This window comes from Enterococcus asini ATCC 700915 (genome assembly GCF_000407365.1).
Taxonomy (GTDB): Bacteria; Bacillota; Bacilli; order Lactobacillales; family Enterococcaceae; genus Enterococcus_C; species Enterococcus_C asini.
Genome location: NZ_ASVU01000002.1, coordinates 13,732 through 31,084 on the forward strand (window position 1 = coordinate 13,732; position 17,353 = coordinate 31,084).

Sequence of the window (17,353 nt, forward strand, 5' to 3'; positions counted from 1 at the left end):
AAAATGAGTGTTGTTGTGGTAGGTAGTTTGAATATGGACATCGTCATGTTGGTGGATCAGATGCCCATTATTGGGGAGACGTTATTAGGCGAAGATGTGCGCTATTTTTACGGAGGTAAGGGAGCCAATCAAGCCGTGGCCACCAGTAAGATGAATGTTCCGGTAAAAATGGTGGGAAAAGTCGGGGACGATACCTTTGGGGACAAATTGCTTTTGCATATGGGCATGACCCAAGTAGCCATGAGCGAGGTTAAGCGAGAAGCAGGTACCCGTACTGGCACGGCAGCAATCATCAAATTGCCAGAAGACAATGCGATCATCGTCTTACCAGGAGCCAATCAAAAAATCACCCCAGAAGATGTCTCAGAACAAGTCCTAGACGAAGCCAATGTGCTTTTAGTTCAACTGGAAATTCCTTTGGCAACCGTGGCAGAAACCTTGCATCAGGCTAAGGAAAAAGGGGTGAAAACCATTTTAAATCCAGCTCCTTATCATCCAGACGTAATCGAGCTGATAAAAGATGTGGATTATATCACACCGAATGAGGCGGAATTTGCCCGAATGATGGGCCATGAAGAAGAGGACGTCACCGATGTGGAAGCAGATATGCTCGCTTGGAGCAAAGAACACACCACTCGTTTATTGGTAACCAGAGGGGGTGCCGGGGTTTCTTATGTGGAAGCAGGCCAGGTTAAGACAGTGGCAGCACCAAAAGTCCAAGTGGCGGATACTACTGGCGCTGGGGATACCTTTAATGGCATCTTCGCGGCCGGTCTAGATCAAGACGTGGACTTCGAAACAGCCGTGAAACAAGCGGTTTACGGGGCGTCCTTAGCCGTGACGAAAATGGGCGCGCAAACAGCTATGCCTACGAAGAAACAATTGACGAAATTTATGACAGAATAACGAAAAACGCTCCAGCTTCCCAATCGGAAAGCTGGAGCGTTTTTCTTTACTCTTGATAGTAGCGCACGCCTGCTTCTAGTGAAGTAAGGCGATAAAGCGTCGTGTCTGGATCTTGTTGGAGATTTTCATTGGTTAATTCTTTTGTGAAGAGCTCTTCATACTCGGCAATCGACAAGCGGGTGCGCATGTCGAGGAGCTCTTGGTGATTGGTGGAACGCAGGTGTTCTTCAAAACCTGGCACCAGTGTTCCTGTAAAGAATTCTGCCACGGCACCGGAGCCATAACTAAAGAGACCAATGTTATCGCCTTCTTGCAGTGCTTGGCTATTTTCCAGTAGAGAAATCAAACCGAGGTACAAAGACCCGGTATAAAGATTACCTGCTTGGCGACTGTAGACAATGCCTTCTTCGTAGCGGGCTAAGAGACGGTTGGCGACTGCTTCATCAGTTTCACTAGCTTCTAAACCAGCCAAGAGGGCTTTTTTCCCCATTTTCGTGTAGGGAATATGGAAGCACAGGGCAGCGAAATCTTGCCATGATTGTTGGTAACGGGTTTGATATTCTTCCCAAACTTTGAGAAAAGAATCAATGTAAGTGGCGTTGGACAAAGGACCGTCCACTCGGGGATAAGCTTCGCCAGTTGGCCGCCAGAAATCATAGATGTCTTGGGTTAAAGCCACGGATTCATCACTGAGGGTCATGATACGCGGATTTTCTGTAACCAACATGGCTACCGCACCAGCTCCTTGAGTCGGTTCACCACCGGAATTGAGGCCGTAGCGGGCGATATCACAGGCAATGACCAAAGCTTTGCGACCGGGATGGCGCAGGACATAGTCTTTCGCCAGTTGCAAACCAGCTGTGGCACCGTAGCAGGCTTCCTTGATTTCCACTGCTCGAGCAAAAGGCTGGATCCCTAAAAGTCGGTGAAGAATGACCGCTGCGGCTTTGGATTCATCGATGCTGGATTCGGTACCCACGATGACTAGATCAATCGCTGCTTTGTCTTCTGGGGTCAAAAGTTCAGCTGCCGCATTCGCTCCTAAAGTGACGATATCTTGAGTAATACCGGTGACCGCCATTTGATCTTGGCCAATGCCAATATGAAATTTCCCTGGATCAACCTTCCGGGCAACCGCCAAATCGGTCATGTCCACATAGTAAGGCGGTACAAAAAAGTTAAGTTTATCTATTCCTGCAAGCATGACTTGCTCCTTTCAAAGCATCTGATGATACTACTGATAATCAATACATCTTATCTTAGCATATTCTATTTGGATAATCGTCGTTAATTTCTCTAGGGCGGGCTTTTGCGCTGATTATTTTAAAGATTGTTAAATATTCTTACACAGTCTTAAAGCCAGAGGAAAATCTTATATGTTTTTTATTTCAATAATGGTATATTGCAAGATGGAGGTGGCAAATTTGAAAGAAGTTGTCATTATAGACGGATTACGAACACCCATTGGAAAATACAAAGGGATGCTAAAGGATTTGTCCGCAGTGGAATTAGGCAGCGCTGTGACCAAAGCCTTATTAACCAAATACCCGGAAGCTAAAGCTGACGTGACCCAAGTGATTTTTGGCAATGTCTTGCAAGCCGGTACGGGGCAAAACCCTGCTCGGCAAATCGCTTTGAAGTCGGGGCTCGATTACGCTGTGACGGCAGCCACCATTAATGAGGTTTGTGGTTCCGGCATGAAGGCGGTGCTCATGGCTCGTCAAGCGATTCAATTAGGCGAAGCTGAGGTGGTCTTAGCCGGCGGAATCGAGAGCATGACGAGAGCGCCGGGAGTGGCGACCTTTGACTATGATACGAAAACCTATGGCGCACCCTTGGCTAGTATGATTATCGACGGTTTGACGGATGCCCAGTCCGGAGAGCACATGGGACTTACCGCGGAAAACGTGGCGGAGCGCTATCAAGTTAGTCGCAAAGAACAAGATGCCTTCGCTTTGGCTTCCCAGCAAAAAGCCGCTCAAGCCCGTAGCCAGGGCCTGTTTAAAAATGAAATCTTGCCTTTACAAGTGGGAGAGCACCTCTTGACAGAAGACGAAGGGATTCGTGGGAATTCTACTTTAGAAAAACTGGCTACTTTGCGTCCGGCCTTTAAGGAAGGGGGCACAGTAACTGCCGGTAATGCCTCCACGATTAACGACGGAGCAGCAGCGTTACTTTTGGCGTCCAAAGACTACGCCGAAGCCCATAGCATCCCTTACTTGGCAATCGTGAAAGAAACGGCAGAAGTGGGGATTGACCCAGCGATTATGGGGATTTCACCGATTACGGCGATTCGCCAACTAGTGGAAAAAAGTGGCGTTTCATTGGATGATATCGATCTCTATGAAATCAATGAAGCTTTTGCGGCTTCTTCCATTGTGGTGGAGCAAGAATTGGGCTTGCCAAAAGAAAAGGTCAATATTTACGGCGGTGGGATTTCTTTAGGGCATGCCATTGGGGCTACCGGGGCCCGTTTGTTGACTACTTTAAGTCACCAGTTACAAGACAAAGACAAACGCTACGGCATCGCTTCTTTGTGTATCGGTGGCGGGCTGGGCATGGCGGTCTTATTGGAACGTCCCCAGCCGACGAAAGCCAAACGCTTTTACGAACTAACGGCAGAAGAACGCTTGCAGAAATTAGTCGCAGATGGAGCTATTACTCCGGAAGTCTATGCAACATTCAAAGACACTGCATTAGATTCAGAAATCAGCAGTCATTTAATCGAAAATGCCATCAGTGAAGTAGAAATTCCTCTGGGAGTAGCCCAGCACTTGGAAGTTAACGGGCGCAAGTACTTGGTGCCTGTAGCCACGGAAGAACCATCCGTGATCGCAGCTTTAAGCAATGGGGCAAAAATCGCCGGGAACTTCACCAGTCGCATCCTTTCTCGCTTAATGCGGGGACAGATCGTCTTTTATGATGTACCAAATCAAGAGGCTTTAATAGATTGGCTAAAAGCACAAGAGGCGCATTTTTTTGCGGTGGCTAAAGAAGCCCATCCTTCGATTTACCGACGAGGAGGGGGCTTGCGTGAGATTCATACCCGAAAAGTAGGAGAAGACTTTGTTTCCTGTGATTTTCTGGTGGATGTACAAGAAGCCATGGGGGCCAATATTGTCAACACGATTTTAGAAGCCGTGGCTAGTGAAATTCGCAGTCTGCGGGTAGAACCGATTTTGTTTGCCATTTTGAGCAACTTGACTACCGAATCTTTAGTGACTACTAGCTGCCGGATTCCTGTGACCCGCTTAGGAGCTAAAAACGGTTCAGAAATAGCGGCGAAAATCGCCCAAGCCGCAACTTACGCTCAGCTTGATCCCTATCGTGCCGCCACTCACAACAAAGGCATTATGAATGGGATAGATGGGATTTTGCTGGCTACCGGAAATGACACACGGGCCCAAGCCGCGGCGATTCATGCCTACGCGGCAAGTCAAGGACAGTATCAAGGCTTAAGTCAATGGCAAGTAGTAGGGGATGAACTCGTAGGAGAACTCACTTTGCCTTTAGCCGTGGGAACGGTAGGAGGAGGCACCCGGGTCTTGCCGAAAGCCCAAGCGGCCATGGCTTTGTTAAACGTAAGTGGAGCCGCAGAGTTAGCCCAAGTCATTGTCAGTGCAGGCTTGGCTCAAAACCTAGCAGCGCTCAAAGCGTTAGTCGGGGAAGGCATCCAGCGAGGACACATGGCCTTGCAAGCTCGCTCTTTGGCCATGACCGTGGGAGCAAAGGGCGCAGAAATCCCTGAATTAAGCCGCCAATTAAAAAAAGCCCCTCATATGAACGAGGAGACGGCTAAAGAATTATTGGCAAAAATGCGACAATCATAAAAAAGGTTGAGAGGCGTGATGCCTCTCAACCTTTTTAGTTGGTTTTGTTTAGCGATTTGCCAATGGGGTTTGTGCCAAAGCTTCAATCAAAGGAATGACTTCCGTTTTAACCTTGTATTTTCGTTCCAAGGCTTTTTCGATTTCAAATTGGCCGACTTCTGTTACAGAGATGGTTGCCAAAAGCCGATCTTCTTTGGCAGTTTTTTCTTTCACAGAGACAGTGGTGTCGTCTTTTTCGGTGAAGAATTTTGGAAATCCTTTGATGGCTTCGTCAAAGGCAGCGTAAGTCATCTCGCCTTCAACGGCAGCTGCTGAAGCGTCAGTAGTGGTTTCAACTGCTTTAGCGTCTTCTTTGACTGGCGTTTCCTTAGGGGCTACCGCTTCTTTTTCTGCTTTTGGAGCAGTTGCGACTTCTTCCACGGTGGTAGCAGTGTCTTCCGTTTTTACTGGGTGGTACCAGTAGTTGGCGATTTCTTGGGTCAAATTAGTGGAGAATTGTTCCAAAAGTCCTGCTTCTTTTTTTTGTAGGCGTTTGATGATGGTGGTGAAGCTATCATCGATTGGCACGGTCAATACAGGATTTTCCGTAGCTTTGCTGTTTTCAATCAACATTTCTTTGGCATTTTTTGGGTTTAGGCGCACGCCAATCTCCAAATCATACAATTCATTTGCTTTTTCTTCCAAAGTGCGGAACAACTGTTGGCGGGTGTTTTCAAAGGACAACCGGAATTGGTTCAGCAATTTTTGTTTTTGTTTCTTTTTCATCTATTCTGCTCCTTCTACAAATAGGGGATTAGCCAGTACGAATGCTAGTCGGGCTAGCGCTTCTCGCAAAATCTGCGAAGAATACCGTTCCCTCTGTTGATAAATCCTCTCTGATTATAAAGAAAAAAACTGATTTTGAAAAGTCTTATGTAAAGAAAGAAGGGATTCTGAAACGTTTTCTGTAAAAACGTCTCAGAATCCCAATTCACAAAATCAAGGGAAATGCTTTTAGAAAGTCGTGGTATCTGGATTTTTCGCTTTGCCTACCACGCCGTCTAAGCCGTCGATTACAGCCATGTCTTCTGGGGAAAGCTCGAAATCAAAGAGTTCCGTATTTTCTTTAATCCGACTTGGAGCCACAGATTTTGGCAATGGCAAGAAGCCGTGTTGCAAGGACCAACGCAAAGCAATTTGGGCGATGGACTTGTTGTGAGCAGCTGCCAAAGTCTTCATTTCTGGTACGTCAAAGATTTTCCCCGTGCCGAGAGGGCTATAAGCTTCCAATAAAATGTGGTTGTCTTCACAGTATTGGACCACTTCTTCTTGCTTTTCACCAGGGGCTAGGAAGATTTGGTTGACCATTGGCATGATTTTCGCGGTTTTCTTCAATTCTTCCAGATGATGAGGTTGGAAGTTGGAAACGCCGATTGCTTTGATCTTGCCCGCTTCATACAACTCTTCCATAGCTCGCCAAGTTTCGGCGTTGGCTTGTTGCCAGTGATCCCGGAAATCAATCGGGTTTGGCCAGTGGATCAAGAAAAGGTCCACGTAATCGGTGCCTAGCTTTTTCAAAGACTCTTCAAAGGATGACATGGTTAAATCATAGCTATGGTTTTTATTCCACAGTTTGGTGGTCAGGAAGATTTCTTCCCGGGGTACGCCGCTTTCTTGCCACGCTTTGCCCACACTTTCTTCGTTTTGATAGCCTTGGGCAGTATCGATGTGGCGGTAGCCGTCAGCTAGAGCTGCTTTTACGGAAGCAACTGCCACGTCACCGTCCGGGGTTTGCCAAGTACCAAATCCGACTACGGGAATTTTTACACCATTGGCTAAAGTGTAAGTAGATGTTAATGAATCCATAAAATGACTTCCTCCTTTGTTGTGTTACTGTAAGTGTACCGTACTTTCCGGAAAAAAACAGCGAGATTGCTTAGGGGCAATGAGGTGCTTCTCGATTTTTTTGGCTTTTTCTTGCGCTTTTGTGTAAACTGGATGGGCGTAAGCATGGAAAGGACGAGTTCAAATGGATATCATGTTAAAAGAAGCAATTTTACATATACTGGATCGGGAATCCGGTTCACCGGTATTTTCTCAAGTGCCCTTAGATTTAACAAAGGAGTACATCCGGGAGTATTTGACCAAAAAGATTCAGAAATTGACCAATCCCCAAACCAAAACCGGTACCTTGACTCAAGATGCGCTATTTACCCAATTGGTGCAAGCTTGTCAGGAGAATTTTACCGAAGCTTCCGAAGGGTTGACCAAGCGTTGGTATGATAGTTACGCTCAAAGTGAGGATGCCCCGAGCTGTGACGTCTTTGTCGTGCGTTACGAGGTGGACGTGACTCCTTTTGTGGCGTTTTTAAAAGTGAATTATCACGAAGGGTACACTCATTTTGTGGAAGGCAGTGACAGTGGGGTGGCCAATCAGTTGATCATCAACCGGGCGCTATTAGCCAATAAGACGCAAAAAGCGGATGAAGGTCTGATGGTGAATTTAGAGACGCTCTTCTATGGTCTAGTGGAAAAACGCTACACGTTCTCCGGGGAAAAGCGTCTGTATTTTTCCGAAGAAGTCATCGAAACTGAGCCGCAACTGTCTTTAGAAGACAATGTGAAGGTCATTACCAAAGTGGCCGCGAAAATCGGGCAAAAATTTGAAGCTACCCAACACGATTTGGTGGCTGATGTAAAAGAGTCCATTTATGATTCCATCGAGGATTCCGGTGAGGTAGATGTGAACTTAGTGGCAGAAAAGGTCTTTAAGGACAATATTACGGCTCAGCTAAGCTTCAAAGAAGAAGTGGCGGAAAAAGGTTTTGTCGACCGAGCGCCCATGGTGGAAGAAGTCCGGGAGCTTACGGAGAAAAAATACGGCAAGCAAAAACTGCGCTTGTCTAATGGCATCGAGTTAATCGTTCCTTTAGATGTCTATCGGGATCCGAATTTGATTGAATTTATCAATAATCCTGACGGGACCATTTCCGTTACAATCAAAAATGTGGAAGATGTGATCAACCGCCTGTAAGGAGGGAGAACATGGAGTTAATCGACGGGCTAGGCAAATTAAAAGCCTTAGTCAATACCAGTTTGGCATATACTAAGGATGTCTACGATCAAGAACGCTTGGAAGAGATGCAGACAATTTTGCGAGAGTTGGTGACCACGTATAGCACCAATCTGACAAAAACGGAAATTGAGCGCTATTTTACCAGTGATGTGGGCTATGTGACGCCGAAAGTCGATATTCGTGCCGTGGTTTTTAATGACCAAAAAGAACTGCTCCTGGTTCAAGAGAAAAGCGACGACACCTGGGCTCTACCGGGAGGCTGGGGAGATGTGGGATACTCGCCTGGGGAAATCGCCCAGAAAGAAACCTGGGAAGAGGCTGGCATCACTGTGGCCGCCAAGCAGCTGATTAAAGTAGTGGATAAAGCCAAGCAGGATTATCCGCCTAGCTTAGAATACGTGTATAAGTTTTTTATCTTCTGTGAGGTAGCTTCAGGGGAGCTTAAACCTGGTTTGGAGACGAAAGACGTGGGCTTTTTTTCTGAAGCAGAAAGTCAGCAGTTAACGCTATCTTTACCTCGTAATAGTCTGGAAGATGTACAGGAGTTATTTGCTTTTATTCGCGAGCCCTGGTGTCGAACTTCATTTGATTAAACGTAACCTCTCTTAACGGGAGGTTTTTTTTGTTTTACGCTGCGAGACAAGATAATTGACTTTGACTAAATTTGACCTATAATAAAGTCAGCTCAAGAAAACTAACAATTAGTAAGTAGTTAATGATTCGAGGGCAAATTTTTTACAATCGGTCAAGGGGAGCCTATAATAGGTGTCGTAAGAGCCAAGACAACTTGACCCAGCGACTCGGCAACCCCGAGTAGATTTGGAGGGAAAAATTATGGCAAAAGAACATTATGACAGAAGCAAACCCCATGTTAATATTGGGACGATTGGACACGTTGACCACGGGAAAACAACCTTGACCGCGGCCATCACCACCGTATTAGCAAAACAAGGGTTGGCCAATGCCCAAGATTACGCAGCGATTGATGCTGCACCAGAAGAACGGGAACGGGGTATCACCATTAACACCGCTCACGTGGAATATGAAACCAAAAAACGGCACTATGCCCATATTGATGCACCAGGACACGCGGACTATGTTAAGAACATGATTACTGGGGCTGCCCAAATGGACGGTGCGATCTTGGTAGTTTCCGCTACCGATGGCCCAATGCCACAAACTCGTGAACACATCTTACTTGCTCGGCAAGTAGGGGTTAAACACATCATCGTTTTCTTGAACAAAGTCGATTTGGTGGATGACGAGGAACTACTTGACTTAGTCGAAATGGAAGTCCGTGAACTTCTAAGTGAATATGGTTTCCCAGGTGACGATATTCCTGTGATTAAAGGGTCTGCTTTGAAAGCTTTGGAAGGCGATCCTGAACAAGAAAAAGTCATTATGGAACTTATGGACACGGTAGACGAGTACATTCCAACACCAGTTCGGGATACAGACAAACCTTTCCTATTACCAATTGAAGATGTCTTCACCATTACCGGTCGTGGGACTGTTGCTTCCGGACGTATCGAACGCGGCACGGTGAAAGTTGGCGAAGAAGTCGAAATCATCGGGATTAAACCAGAAACCCAAAAAGCTGTGGTAACTGGTTTGGAAATGTTCCGCAAGACATTGGACTTTGGGGAAGCCGGGGACAACGTCGGGGTCTTACTCCGGGGGATTAACCGAGATCAAGTGGAACGGGGCCAAGTGTTGGCAAAACCAGGTTCCATCACTCCTCATACGAAGTTCAAAGGGGAAGTCTATGTTTTGACCAAAGAAGAAGGTGGTCGTCATACGCCATTCTTCAATAACTATCGACCACAATTTTATTTCCATACCACAGATGTGACAGGGAATATTACGTTGCCAGAAGGAATTGAAATGGTAATGCCTGGGGACAATGTGACCATCGATGTGGAATTAATCCATCCGATTGCCATTGAAAAAGGAACGACCTTCTCCATTCGTGAAGGTGGCCGGACCGTGGGCTCAGGGATTATTACCGAAATCGAATCCTAAGTCAAAAGGCTACAGGCGACTGCTCAAAGACGAGCGCAATTCCAGTGATTGCGCTCGTTTTTTTGTATAATGAAGAAGAGTATCAAGGCGAAAAATCGCAAAACAAGGAGGAAGCTATGAAGACAATCATTATCGGGGGAACAGCAGCGGGAACCAGTGCTGCGGTGAAGGTCCAAAAACTGGCGGAAGATCCAGAAGTGGTTATTTATGAAAAAGGGGATTTGGTCAGCTTAGGGGCTTGCGGTCTGCCTTACTACATCGGGGATTATTTCGAAGACGCCAATCAGATGATTGCCCGAGAAAAAGCCGCTTTTGAAAAACAAGGCATCACGATTAAATTGCATCACGAAGTCTTGGCAGTGGATACGACCGCTAAAACGGTACATGTGAAGCCGGCGGATGGGGAAGAATTTATCGACCACTATGACAAATTAATGGTGGCCACAGGCTCCTCAGTAGTCTTGCCCCCAGTGAAACGAGCGGACTTTGAGAATTTGTACACGGTGAAAACCATGTCAGACGGCAAGAATTTGAAAAAGCATCTCTCACAAGCTGATATTCAACGGGTTACCATAGTCGGTGGCGGGTATATCGGGGTGGAAATCGCCGAAGCCTTACTTCATTTGGATAAAGAAGTGCAGTTGATTCAAATGGAAGCCAATCTTTTACAAGACAGCTTTGATTCGGAAATCAACGAGTTAATGGTGGCAAAAATGCGGGAAGCCAACGTGGACTTACACCTTAGTGAAACCGTCAAAGAGTTTGAAGGAGATCATACTGTTCAGTGGGTTATCACGGATAAAGGGCGTTACAAGACCGATTTGGTGATTGTGGCCATTGGCGTGCGCCCAGCCACAGCCTTTTTGGGAAAAGAATTTGCCACATTGAAAAATGGTGCACTAATCGTGGACAATCAAGGTCGGACCAATGTCCCAGACGTCTGGTCGGCAGGGGACTGCGCTACGGTGGACTTCCTGAATACGGGAGAAAAACGCTACATTCCTCTAGCCACGGGAGCGAATAAATTAGGGCGTGTAGCCGGGGAAAGCATGGCGGGCAAAGCTACCACTTATCCGGGCTCATTAGGAACCGCCGGCGTGAAATTTCAAGAGTTGGAAATGGCGCGTACCGGACTGACCGAACGAGAAGCTAAAGACTTAGGTTTGAATTACAAAGCCGTTGTGATCAATGATAAAAATCAAACGAACTACTATCCGGGACAAAAAGATATCCGAATTAAATTGATTTACGAAGCGGATACCCGTCGCATTCTCGGTGGTCAAATCGCCGGGGAAAACGGAGCAGCTTTACGTATTGACACACTAGCTGCGGCCATTACCGGTCAATTGACAACGGGAACTTTAGGATTGTTGGATTTATTGTATGCACCACCTTTTGCCCGCACTTGGGATGCATTAAATATCGCCGGCAATGTTGCGAAATAAGTAATTTCTAAGTGATAAACAGCGTATGTCTAACAAAAATTAATAAAAAACATACGGATAAGAAAAATTTGCGACAACTTTTATGTCAGAGTCCGAAGAGAGAACAATACCATACGTGAAAAAAGGAAAAATAAAGTATGGTTAGGCTCTTTGAAGGCGCCTAGTACAGTTGAACTAAGCAAAAATCGCTAAGTTCAACTAGCAAATTACGCTGACTAAACTTGATGAAATCAAGTTTAGTCAGCGTTTGAAATTTTTAGCAATGAAAAGACGGCTATTTTCCAATGAATTTAATGGAAGATAGCCGTCTTTTGTGGTCTCACGTTTGGTGTCGCTCGGTTCGTAGGACGGTGACTTAGCTATTGTTACAATTTTTTTATGCATTTTTTAGCGCTGTATAAAGGGGAAGAAGACTTTTGTAAGTCGCTTCCATGTAAGCTAAGGCTTGTTCGGAGTTCTGCCAGAGTGGAGCATCTTTTTTGATAATGCGACCAATTTGAAATTCGGCTTTTTTGACTTTTGCGAGGCGCTCCAAACTTGCCGAAACATTTTCTGCGGTGGCCGGTAAAATCTGGTCTTTTGTGTGATCTATGTTTAGCACCGTATCTTCTGGCAAAGCTTCAAACAACGTTGGCTTATTTAAAAGAGTCTCGGCAAATGCGACTTGTCCTTTTGGTTGATCAATCATGGAAAGCCACAAAAAGACGTAATCAGGCCAGATTCCCACTTGAAAATGGGGCGCCATTTTGTATCCCCGTTTGCCTTCACTAAAAGCAGCCCAAGTGTTTTCGGGAGGATGGACGCTACGCCGGCGATGCTGTGCAATATGAAGGTAGAAGGGACTCTCTAGGGTTTCGCTCAATTTGGGACAAATGGTATCCCCAATTTTTTGAAACACTGGTTGAATCTCACTGCGAATCGCTGTCATGCGAGGTTCCAAGCCCTCGACTTGAAACACTTGAAAACTTTCTTCCGTAAACATGTTGTCCTCCTATGTACTGAATGCTTTTGTCTTGTCACTATTTTTGAGTGTAGCATATTCTTTGGAAAAAAAGACAGTAAACCGCCCAGTTGACCAGGGGGACAAGGAGATTTGCCTGGTCTTTTTAAAGGGCTTTCTTATTGCTTGCTTAAATCTAAGAATCGTGTTATTCTGCGAATGCACACGTTAACATTTTGCAAATAAAATCTAGGAGGAATCTCAATCATGTCTACCATCGTTTCAGTCACAACGGAATATTATCGCATTCCCTTGCCCGAATTAATGGAGGATGCCAAACACGGTCTGCATACTCATTTTGAAGTGCCAATTGTTAAAATTGCCACGGATGATGATCGTGTAGGCGTGGGCTACACCTATACGGGTGGTTTCGGGGGCGAGTCCATTGCCAAGTTGATCGACAAAGAATTGAAGCACATCTTACTAGGAAAAGACCCGGCCTGTGTCGAATCCATCTGGGATCAGATGAACTGGGGCATTCACTACGTGGCTAGAGGAGGCTTAGCAAGTTTTGCCATTGCTGCTTGCGATATTGCCTTGTGGGATTTGCGGGCCAAAAAAGCCGGCGAACCTTTGTATAAATTATTGGGGGGTCATTCCAATAAAGTGAAATGCTACGGTGGGGCCATTGACTTGAATTACCCGCTAGAAAAGTTATTAGCCAATAACCAACGCTATTTGGATATGGGCCTTAAAGCCGTGAAAATCAAATTAGGCCAAAAGACCTTAGCCGAAGACATCGCTCGAATAAAAGCGGTACGAGAACTAATTGGTCCAGATGTGACTTTCATGGTGGACGCTAACATGAGTTGGTCCGTGGAAAAAGCCATTAAAGGAGCCAAATTAATGGCACCTTATGACATTTTATTCTTGGAAGAACCAACGATTCCAGAAGACTATGAAGGCTACGGCCGGATTGCTAGAGAAGGCAGTATTGCCGTGGCAGCGGGAGAAAACTTGCGTACCCCAATGGAATTTCAGCACATGATGCAATACGGGCATGTGGACTTTCCTCAACCGGATGCATCGAATGTGGGCGGAATTACCGGTTGGCTGAAAGTGGCGGCAATCAGTCAAGTCAATAACTTGACCGTTTCCACCCATGGGATGCAAGAGTTGCACGTGAGTCTCTTGGCTGCTTTACCAAATGCTGGTTATTTGGAAATGCATAGCTTCCCAATTGACCAATACACCACACGACCACTAGTGATTGACCCAGAAGACGGCATGGCCGTGGCACCGGAAGAACCAGGGATTGGCGTTACCTTTGATTGGGAAAAACTGGCGCCTTATAAAGTTGAATTTTAGACAAGAAGTGCGAGAAAGCAGGGCAAGCAGATTGCCCTGCTTTTTTCGTATCCAATGATTTCTTTAAGTTTCAGAAAAGAAATGGGGCTTTTCTGGTCAAGAAAAAGAGAAACAGGTAGTATGAAGAATGACAAAAAAACGTTTGGATGGGTGAATCCTTGATTAAAAAAATATTCAAGTTAATGTTGAAGCTCCTCTTACTAGTGCTACTGATTGGCATGGTGGCCCTAGGCGTGAGGAACTATTTTATTTTAAAAGATGTTCATAAATATGATGAGGTTGTTGCCACAGCAGTTGAAAAATATGGTATTCCCGAATACAAGAATTTGGCTTCGGCCATTATTTACACGGAAAGTAAAGGACGGAGCATTGATTTGATGCAAAGTTCGGAGAGTCGCTACGGGGAAGCAGGGCAGATTGAAAACCGCTCAGAGAGTATCGATGCGGGAGTGTCCTTTCTGGCGCAATCTCTTGAAGCCGCTAAAGAGGCCGGTTGTGATTTAGATACGGGAATTCAAGCGTACAATTTTGGCCTGGACTACATCGATTATGTGGCGGAGAACGGGGGCAAAAACTCCTTGAAATTGGCGGAAAGCTATTCCAAAGAAGTCTTGGCCCCACAATTAGGTAACGCGGAACAGACGACCTATCGTTATTGGGGCATCTTTTCTCTGTTTTATAATGGGGGCTTCCTCTATCACAATGGGGGCAACATTTTTTATGCGAAAAATGTTCAATGGAACCAGTGGAAATATCAAACCACAAATTTTCTCTTTTAATTTGGTAAGCCTATCGGTTATGATAGACTAGATATATTTGGAAGAAGGTGCTGATTGGGAATGGAAAAAGAAGTATCAGATCAATCAAAGAATAAAGATTGGTTCTTGCGTTTTGTGAAAGGGATGTTTATCGGCTCTGGGTTTATTCTCCCAGGCGTTAGTGGTGGGGCATTAGCCGCCATCTTTGGAATTTACCAACGAATCATCTCGTTTTTGGCTCACATTACTCGTAATTTTAAAGAAAATGTCTTGTTTTTCTTACCTGTGGGCCTAGGCGGCGTGACCGGCGTCTTTTTACTGTCCTTTGTGGTGAGTTTTGCTTTAGGCAGCTATGAAAACATCGTATTGTGGTTTTTTGTAGGTTGTATCATCGGTACGGTGCCGGCATTGTGGAAAGAAGCCGGGAAAGAAGGGCGCAGTACGCGAGATGTAATTATTTTAGTGATCAGTTTCGTTTTAGGTCTGCTCTTTTTATGGAAAGGCTCTGGTATGTTTTCCGAAGTCAATCAAAACTTTTTCACTTGGATTATTGCAGGGGCCTTGATTGGACTAGGGATGATTGTTCCTGGTTTAAGTCCGTCAAACTTCTTGGTGTATATGGGGATGTATAAAGCCATGTCTGATGGGATTAAGACTTTGGACTTTGGGGTAATCATTCCGATTGCAATCGGTGGTTTGGCGTGTGTTTTAAGTCTTTCAAAACTGATGGACTACATCTTTAGTAAAGCTTATCCGCAATTGTTCCACTTTATTTTAGGGATCGTCTTTGCTTCCACTGTGATGATTATTCCGACAGATTATTCAGGATTCACCCCAGGAAACTACGCTGCTAGTGTGGTAATGTGCATCGGCGGTATTCTACTAGGGGCTTGGATGAGTCGTCTGGAAGAAAAATACAAATAACATGAAAAATGACACCTTCCTTTGGTGTCATTTTTTCATGTTTCAGAAAGCTTGTTATCAAACCTTAAGAATACTTGAAACAACCTGTGCAAAAGGCTTGAAAATCATCAGCAATGTGTTAAAATAAACCATGTATAATCTTGTTTGTATTCAATCGCGCTGATTTCGATTAGTGCGTTTTTTTACGGCAGGAAATGCATTGGATATGGAGAGTGAGGCAAGTGGCACGAATCCCACAAGAGTTGATCGACGAGATCCGGGAGAAAGCCAACATTGTGGACATTGTCGGTCAGTATGTACAACTGAAGAAAACCGGCAAAAACTACTCTGGACTTTGCCCCTTTCACAATGAAAAGACACCGTCATTTTCGGTAGCAGAGGACAAGCAGTTTTACCACTGTTTTGGTTGCGGTCGTGGAGGCAACGTCTTTCGTTTTTTGCAAGAGATTGATGGCATCAGTTTTCCTGAAGCAGTAGCAAAAGTTGCAGATTTTGAGCAGATTTCTATCCCTCAGGAATATCGGGAAGCAGAAGCAAGCTCAGGCAATTCCGAGCAACGACAACTGATTGAACTCCATGAGAAAGCCCAAGAGCTGTATCATCATTTGCTGATGAATACCGCTGTCGGTGAGCAAGCTTTGGCTCACTTGCATGAGCGTGGTCTAGACGATGAGACGATTGCGGAATTTGGCATTGGCTTTGCGCCAAATCAGCGACAGTTTTTGGAACAAGTCTTTCAAAATGAAGGCTTTGACAAAGAGTTGTATGAGGCTAGCGGGTTATTTGTAGCTAGAGATGATGGTCATTTTGCTGATCGTTTTTATCAGCGAATCATGTTTCCCATTCGTGATCCACGAGGCAAGACGATTGCTTTTTCCGGGCGCTTTTTTAAAACGATGGAATTTCCTGGTGAGGATCAACCAAAGTATCTGAACTCACCGGAAACGAGTTTGTTCAATAAGCGCATGGTCTTGTTTAACTTTGACAAGGCCCGAGGAACGATTCGTAAGGAAAGTACGGTTTTCTTGTTTGAAGGATTTATGGATGTGATTGCTGCGTGGCGTTCCGGGGTGAAAAACGGTATCGCCAGTATGGGCACAAGCCTGACGCAACAACAAGTGGGGGCGATGGAACGCTTAGCTGATACGATTGTCATCTGTTATGACGGGGATCGTGCAGGCATTGAGGCTACCCAACGAGCAATTCACTTGTTACGAGAAAACAGTCGCTTGAAAATTGATATTGCCCGTTTGACCGATGGACTGGATCCGGATGAATACGTCAAAAAATATGGTGGTCAAGCATTTGCCCAGTTGGCTGAGCATGGTCGAGAAACCGTCTTTAGTTTTCAGCTAGATTATTATCGTGGTCAATACAATTTGGCCAATGAAAAAGATCAGCTCTTGTATGTGGAGACGATGTTAAAGGAATTGACCCAAGTCGATTCTTTGATTCAACAAGACCACTACTTGACACAGTTGGCCACAGAGTTTCATTTGCAACGGGAAACTTTGCAACAGCAACTTGACAGCTTTAAACAGGCCCAAAAGCCCCAAGCAACAAAGGCGACCTACCCAGAGGAGCCTCGTTTCGAGGACTTTCCTGAAGCGGGTGATATGGAAGTGCCGCCAGAGCAACAGGCAATCACCAGACGGCCGTTGACCCAAGGGGAAAAAGCGGAACAACAATTGCTTTATCGCTTGTTCAATGAACCGCGACTCTTGTATCAATTGCAAGAGGCTCATTTGACTTTTCTTCACGAGGAGTACGAAAGAATTTACCAGTTATTTGTGACCTATTTCGAGCAAAAGGGTGAGTTTGATGTAGCCGGATTTGTGGATCATCTAGATGATCCCGAGATTCAAAATAAAGTGATCACGATCGTCACACTTAATTTACCGCAAGAGAGTACGGAAAAGGAAATTCGCGTGCTACTCCGGGTGTTGGATAAGACCAGACTCGCTGATAAAATCAATGAAAAAGTTATTTTGCAGCAGGAAGCAGGTCGCATTGGCAATACCCAGCTGGAACTTGAGTTGGCTGTTGAGATAATAGATTTACGGAAACAACTGAAGCAAACCGACATCTTTTAAGGGGGGCCTTCT

14 protein-coding genes are annotated in these 17,353 nt (G+C 45.4%); 10 read left to right on the forward strand and 4 right to left on the reverse strand.

The window, feature by feature from the left end; translation table 11 throughout:
• Nucleotides 1-3: 3 nt before the first annotated feature.
• Nucleotides 4-906, forward strand: coding sequence for a ribokinase (locus tag I579_RS09935; RefSeq protein WP_010753271.1), 903 nt, complete (start codon nt 4-6; stop codon nt 904-906).
• 46 nt (nt 907-952) lie between these two features.
• On the opposite strand, the gene I579_RS09940 is transcribed toward I579_RS09935, so the two are convergent.
• Complete coding sequence (locus tag I579_RS09940; RefSeq protein WP_010753272.1) at nt 953-2,110, reverse strand: hydroxymethylglutaryl-CoA synthase; 1,158 nt, start codon at nt 2,108-2,110, stop codon at nt 953-955.
• Between the two features lie 220 nt (nt 2,111-2,330).
• Here I579_RS09940 and I579_RS12705 point away from each other — a divergent pair, with 220 nt between their 5' ends.
• A complete protein-coding gene (locus tag I579_RS12705) occupies nt 2,331-4,736 on the forward strand; it encodes a hydroxymethylglutaryl-CoA reductase, degradative (protein WP_071860476.1) in 2,406 nt (801 codons plus the stop codon).
• A 48-nt stretch (nt 4,737-4,784) separates the two neighbouring features.
• Here I579_RS12705 and I579_RS09950 read toward each other — a convergent pair whose 3' ends face one another.
• The gene (locus tag I579_RS09950) at nt 4,785-5,501 is read right to left on the reverse strand and encodes a hypothetical protein (protein WP_010753274.1); all 717 of its coding nucleotides are present in this window, start codon (nt 5,499-5,501) and stop codon (nt 4,785-4,787) included.
• A gap of 228 nt (nt 5,502-5,729) precedes the next feature.
• The gene (locus tag I579_RS09955) at nt 5,730-6,581 is read right to left on the reverse strand and encodes an aldo/keto reductase (RefSeq protein WP_010753275.1); all 852 of its coding nucleotides are present in this window, start codon (nt 6,579-6,581) and stop codon (nt 5,730-5,732) included.
• Nucleotides 6,582-6,744: 163 nt separating this feature from the next.
• On the opposite strand from I579_RS09955, the gene I579_RS09960 reads away from it, so the two are divergent.
• The 4 genes from I579_RS09960 (at nt 6,745) to I579_RS09975 (ending at nt 11,258) form a co-directional block, all read left to right on the forward strand.
• Nucleotides 6,745-7,749 (forward strand): nucleoid-associated protein, encoded by a 1,005-nt coding sequence (locus I579_RS09960; RefSeq protein WP_010753276.1) that lies wholly within the window; start codon nt 6,745-6,747, stop codon nt 7,747-7,749.
• Between the two features lie 11 nt (nt 7,750-7,760).
• On the forward strand, nt 7,761-8,384 hold the full coding sequence (locus I579_RS09965) for an NUDIX hydrolase N-terminal domain-containing protein (RefSeq protein WP_010753277.1): 624 nt from the start codon (nt 7,761-7,763) through the stop codon (nt 8,382-8,384).
• A 241-nt stretch (nt 8,385-8,625) separates the two neighbouring features.
• Nucleotides 8,626-9,813 (forward strand): elongation factor Tu, encoded by a 1,188-nt coding sequence (tuf, locus tag I579_RS09970; protein WP_010753278.1) that lies wholly within the window; start codon nt 8,626-8,628, stop codon nt 9,811-9,813.
• A 116-nt stretch (nt 9,814-9,929) separates the two neighbouring features.
• Nucleotides 9,930-11,258: a CoA-disulfide reductase gene (locus I579_RS09975; RefSeq protein WP_010753279.1), complete on the forward strand. Its 1,329-nt coding sequence runs from the start codon at nt 9,930-9,932 to the stop codon at nt 11,256-11,258.
• A 376-nt stretch (nt 11,259-11,634) separates the two neighbouring features.
• Here the strand turns inward: I579_RS09975 and I579_RS09980 are convergent, their stop codons facing one another.
• A complete protein-coding gene (locus I579_RS09980) occupies nt 11,635-12,240 on the reverse strand; it encodes a DUF1054 domain-containing protein (protein ID WP_010753280.1) in 606 nt (201 codons plus the stop codon).
• A gap of 225 nt (nt 12,241-12,465) precedes the next feature.
• Between I579_RS09980 and I579_RS09985 the strand changes: the two genes are divergently transcribed.
• The 4 genes from I579_RS09985 (at nt 12,466) to dnaG (ending at nt 17,341) form a co-directional block, all read left to right on the forward strand.
• A complete protein-coding gene (locus tag I579_RS09985) occupies nt 12,466-13,566 on the forward strand; it encodes a mandelate racemase/muconate lactonizing enzyme family protein (protein ID WP_010753281.1) in 1,101 nt (366 codons plus the stop codon).
• A 146-nt stretch (nt 13,567-13,712) separates the two neighbouring features.
• Nucleotides 13,713-14,345 (forward strand): lysozyme family protein, encoded by a 633-nt coding sequence (locus tag I579_RS09990; protein ID WP_010753282.1) that lies wholly within the window; start codon nt 13,713-13,715, stop codon nt 14,343-14,345.
• Nucleotides 14,346-14,405: 60 nt separating this feature from the next.
• Nucleotides 14,406-15,248 carry a DUF368 domain-containing protein gene (locus I579_RS09995; protein WP_010753283.1) on the forward strand — a complete coding sequence of 281 codons (843 nt, stop codon included), beginning with the start codon at nt 14,406-14,408 and terminating at the stop codon, nt 15,246-15,248.
• A gap of 221 nt (nt 15,249-15,469) precedes the next feature.
• On the forward strand, nt 15,470-17,341 hold the full coding sequence (dnaG, locus tag I579_RS10000) for a DNA primase (protein ID WP_010753284.1): 1,872 nt from the start codon (nt 15,470-15,472) through the stop codon (nt 17,339-17,341).
• The last annotated feature ends 12 nt before the right edge of the window (nt 17,342-17,353 follow it).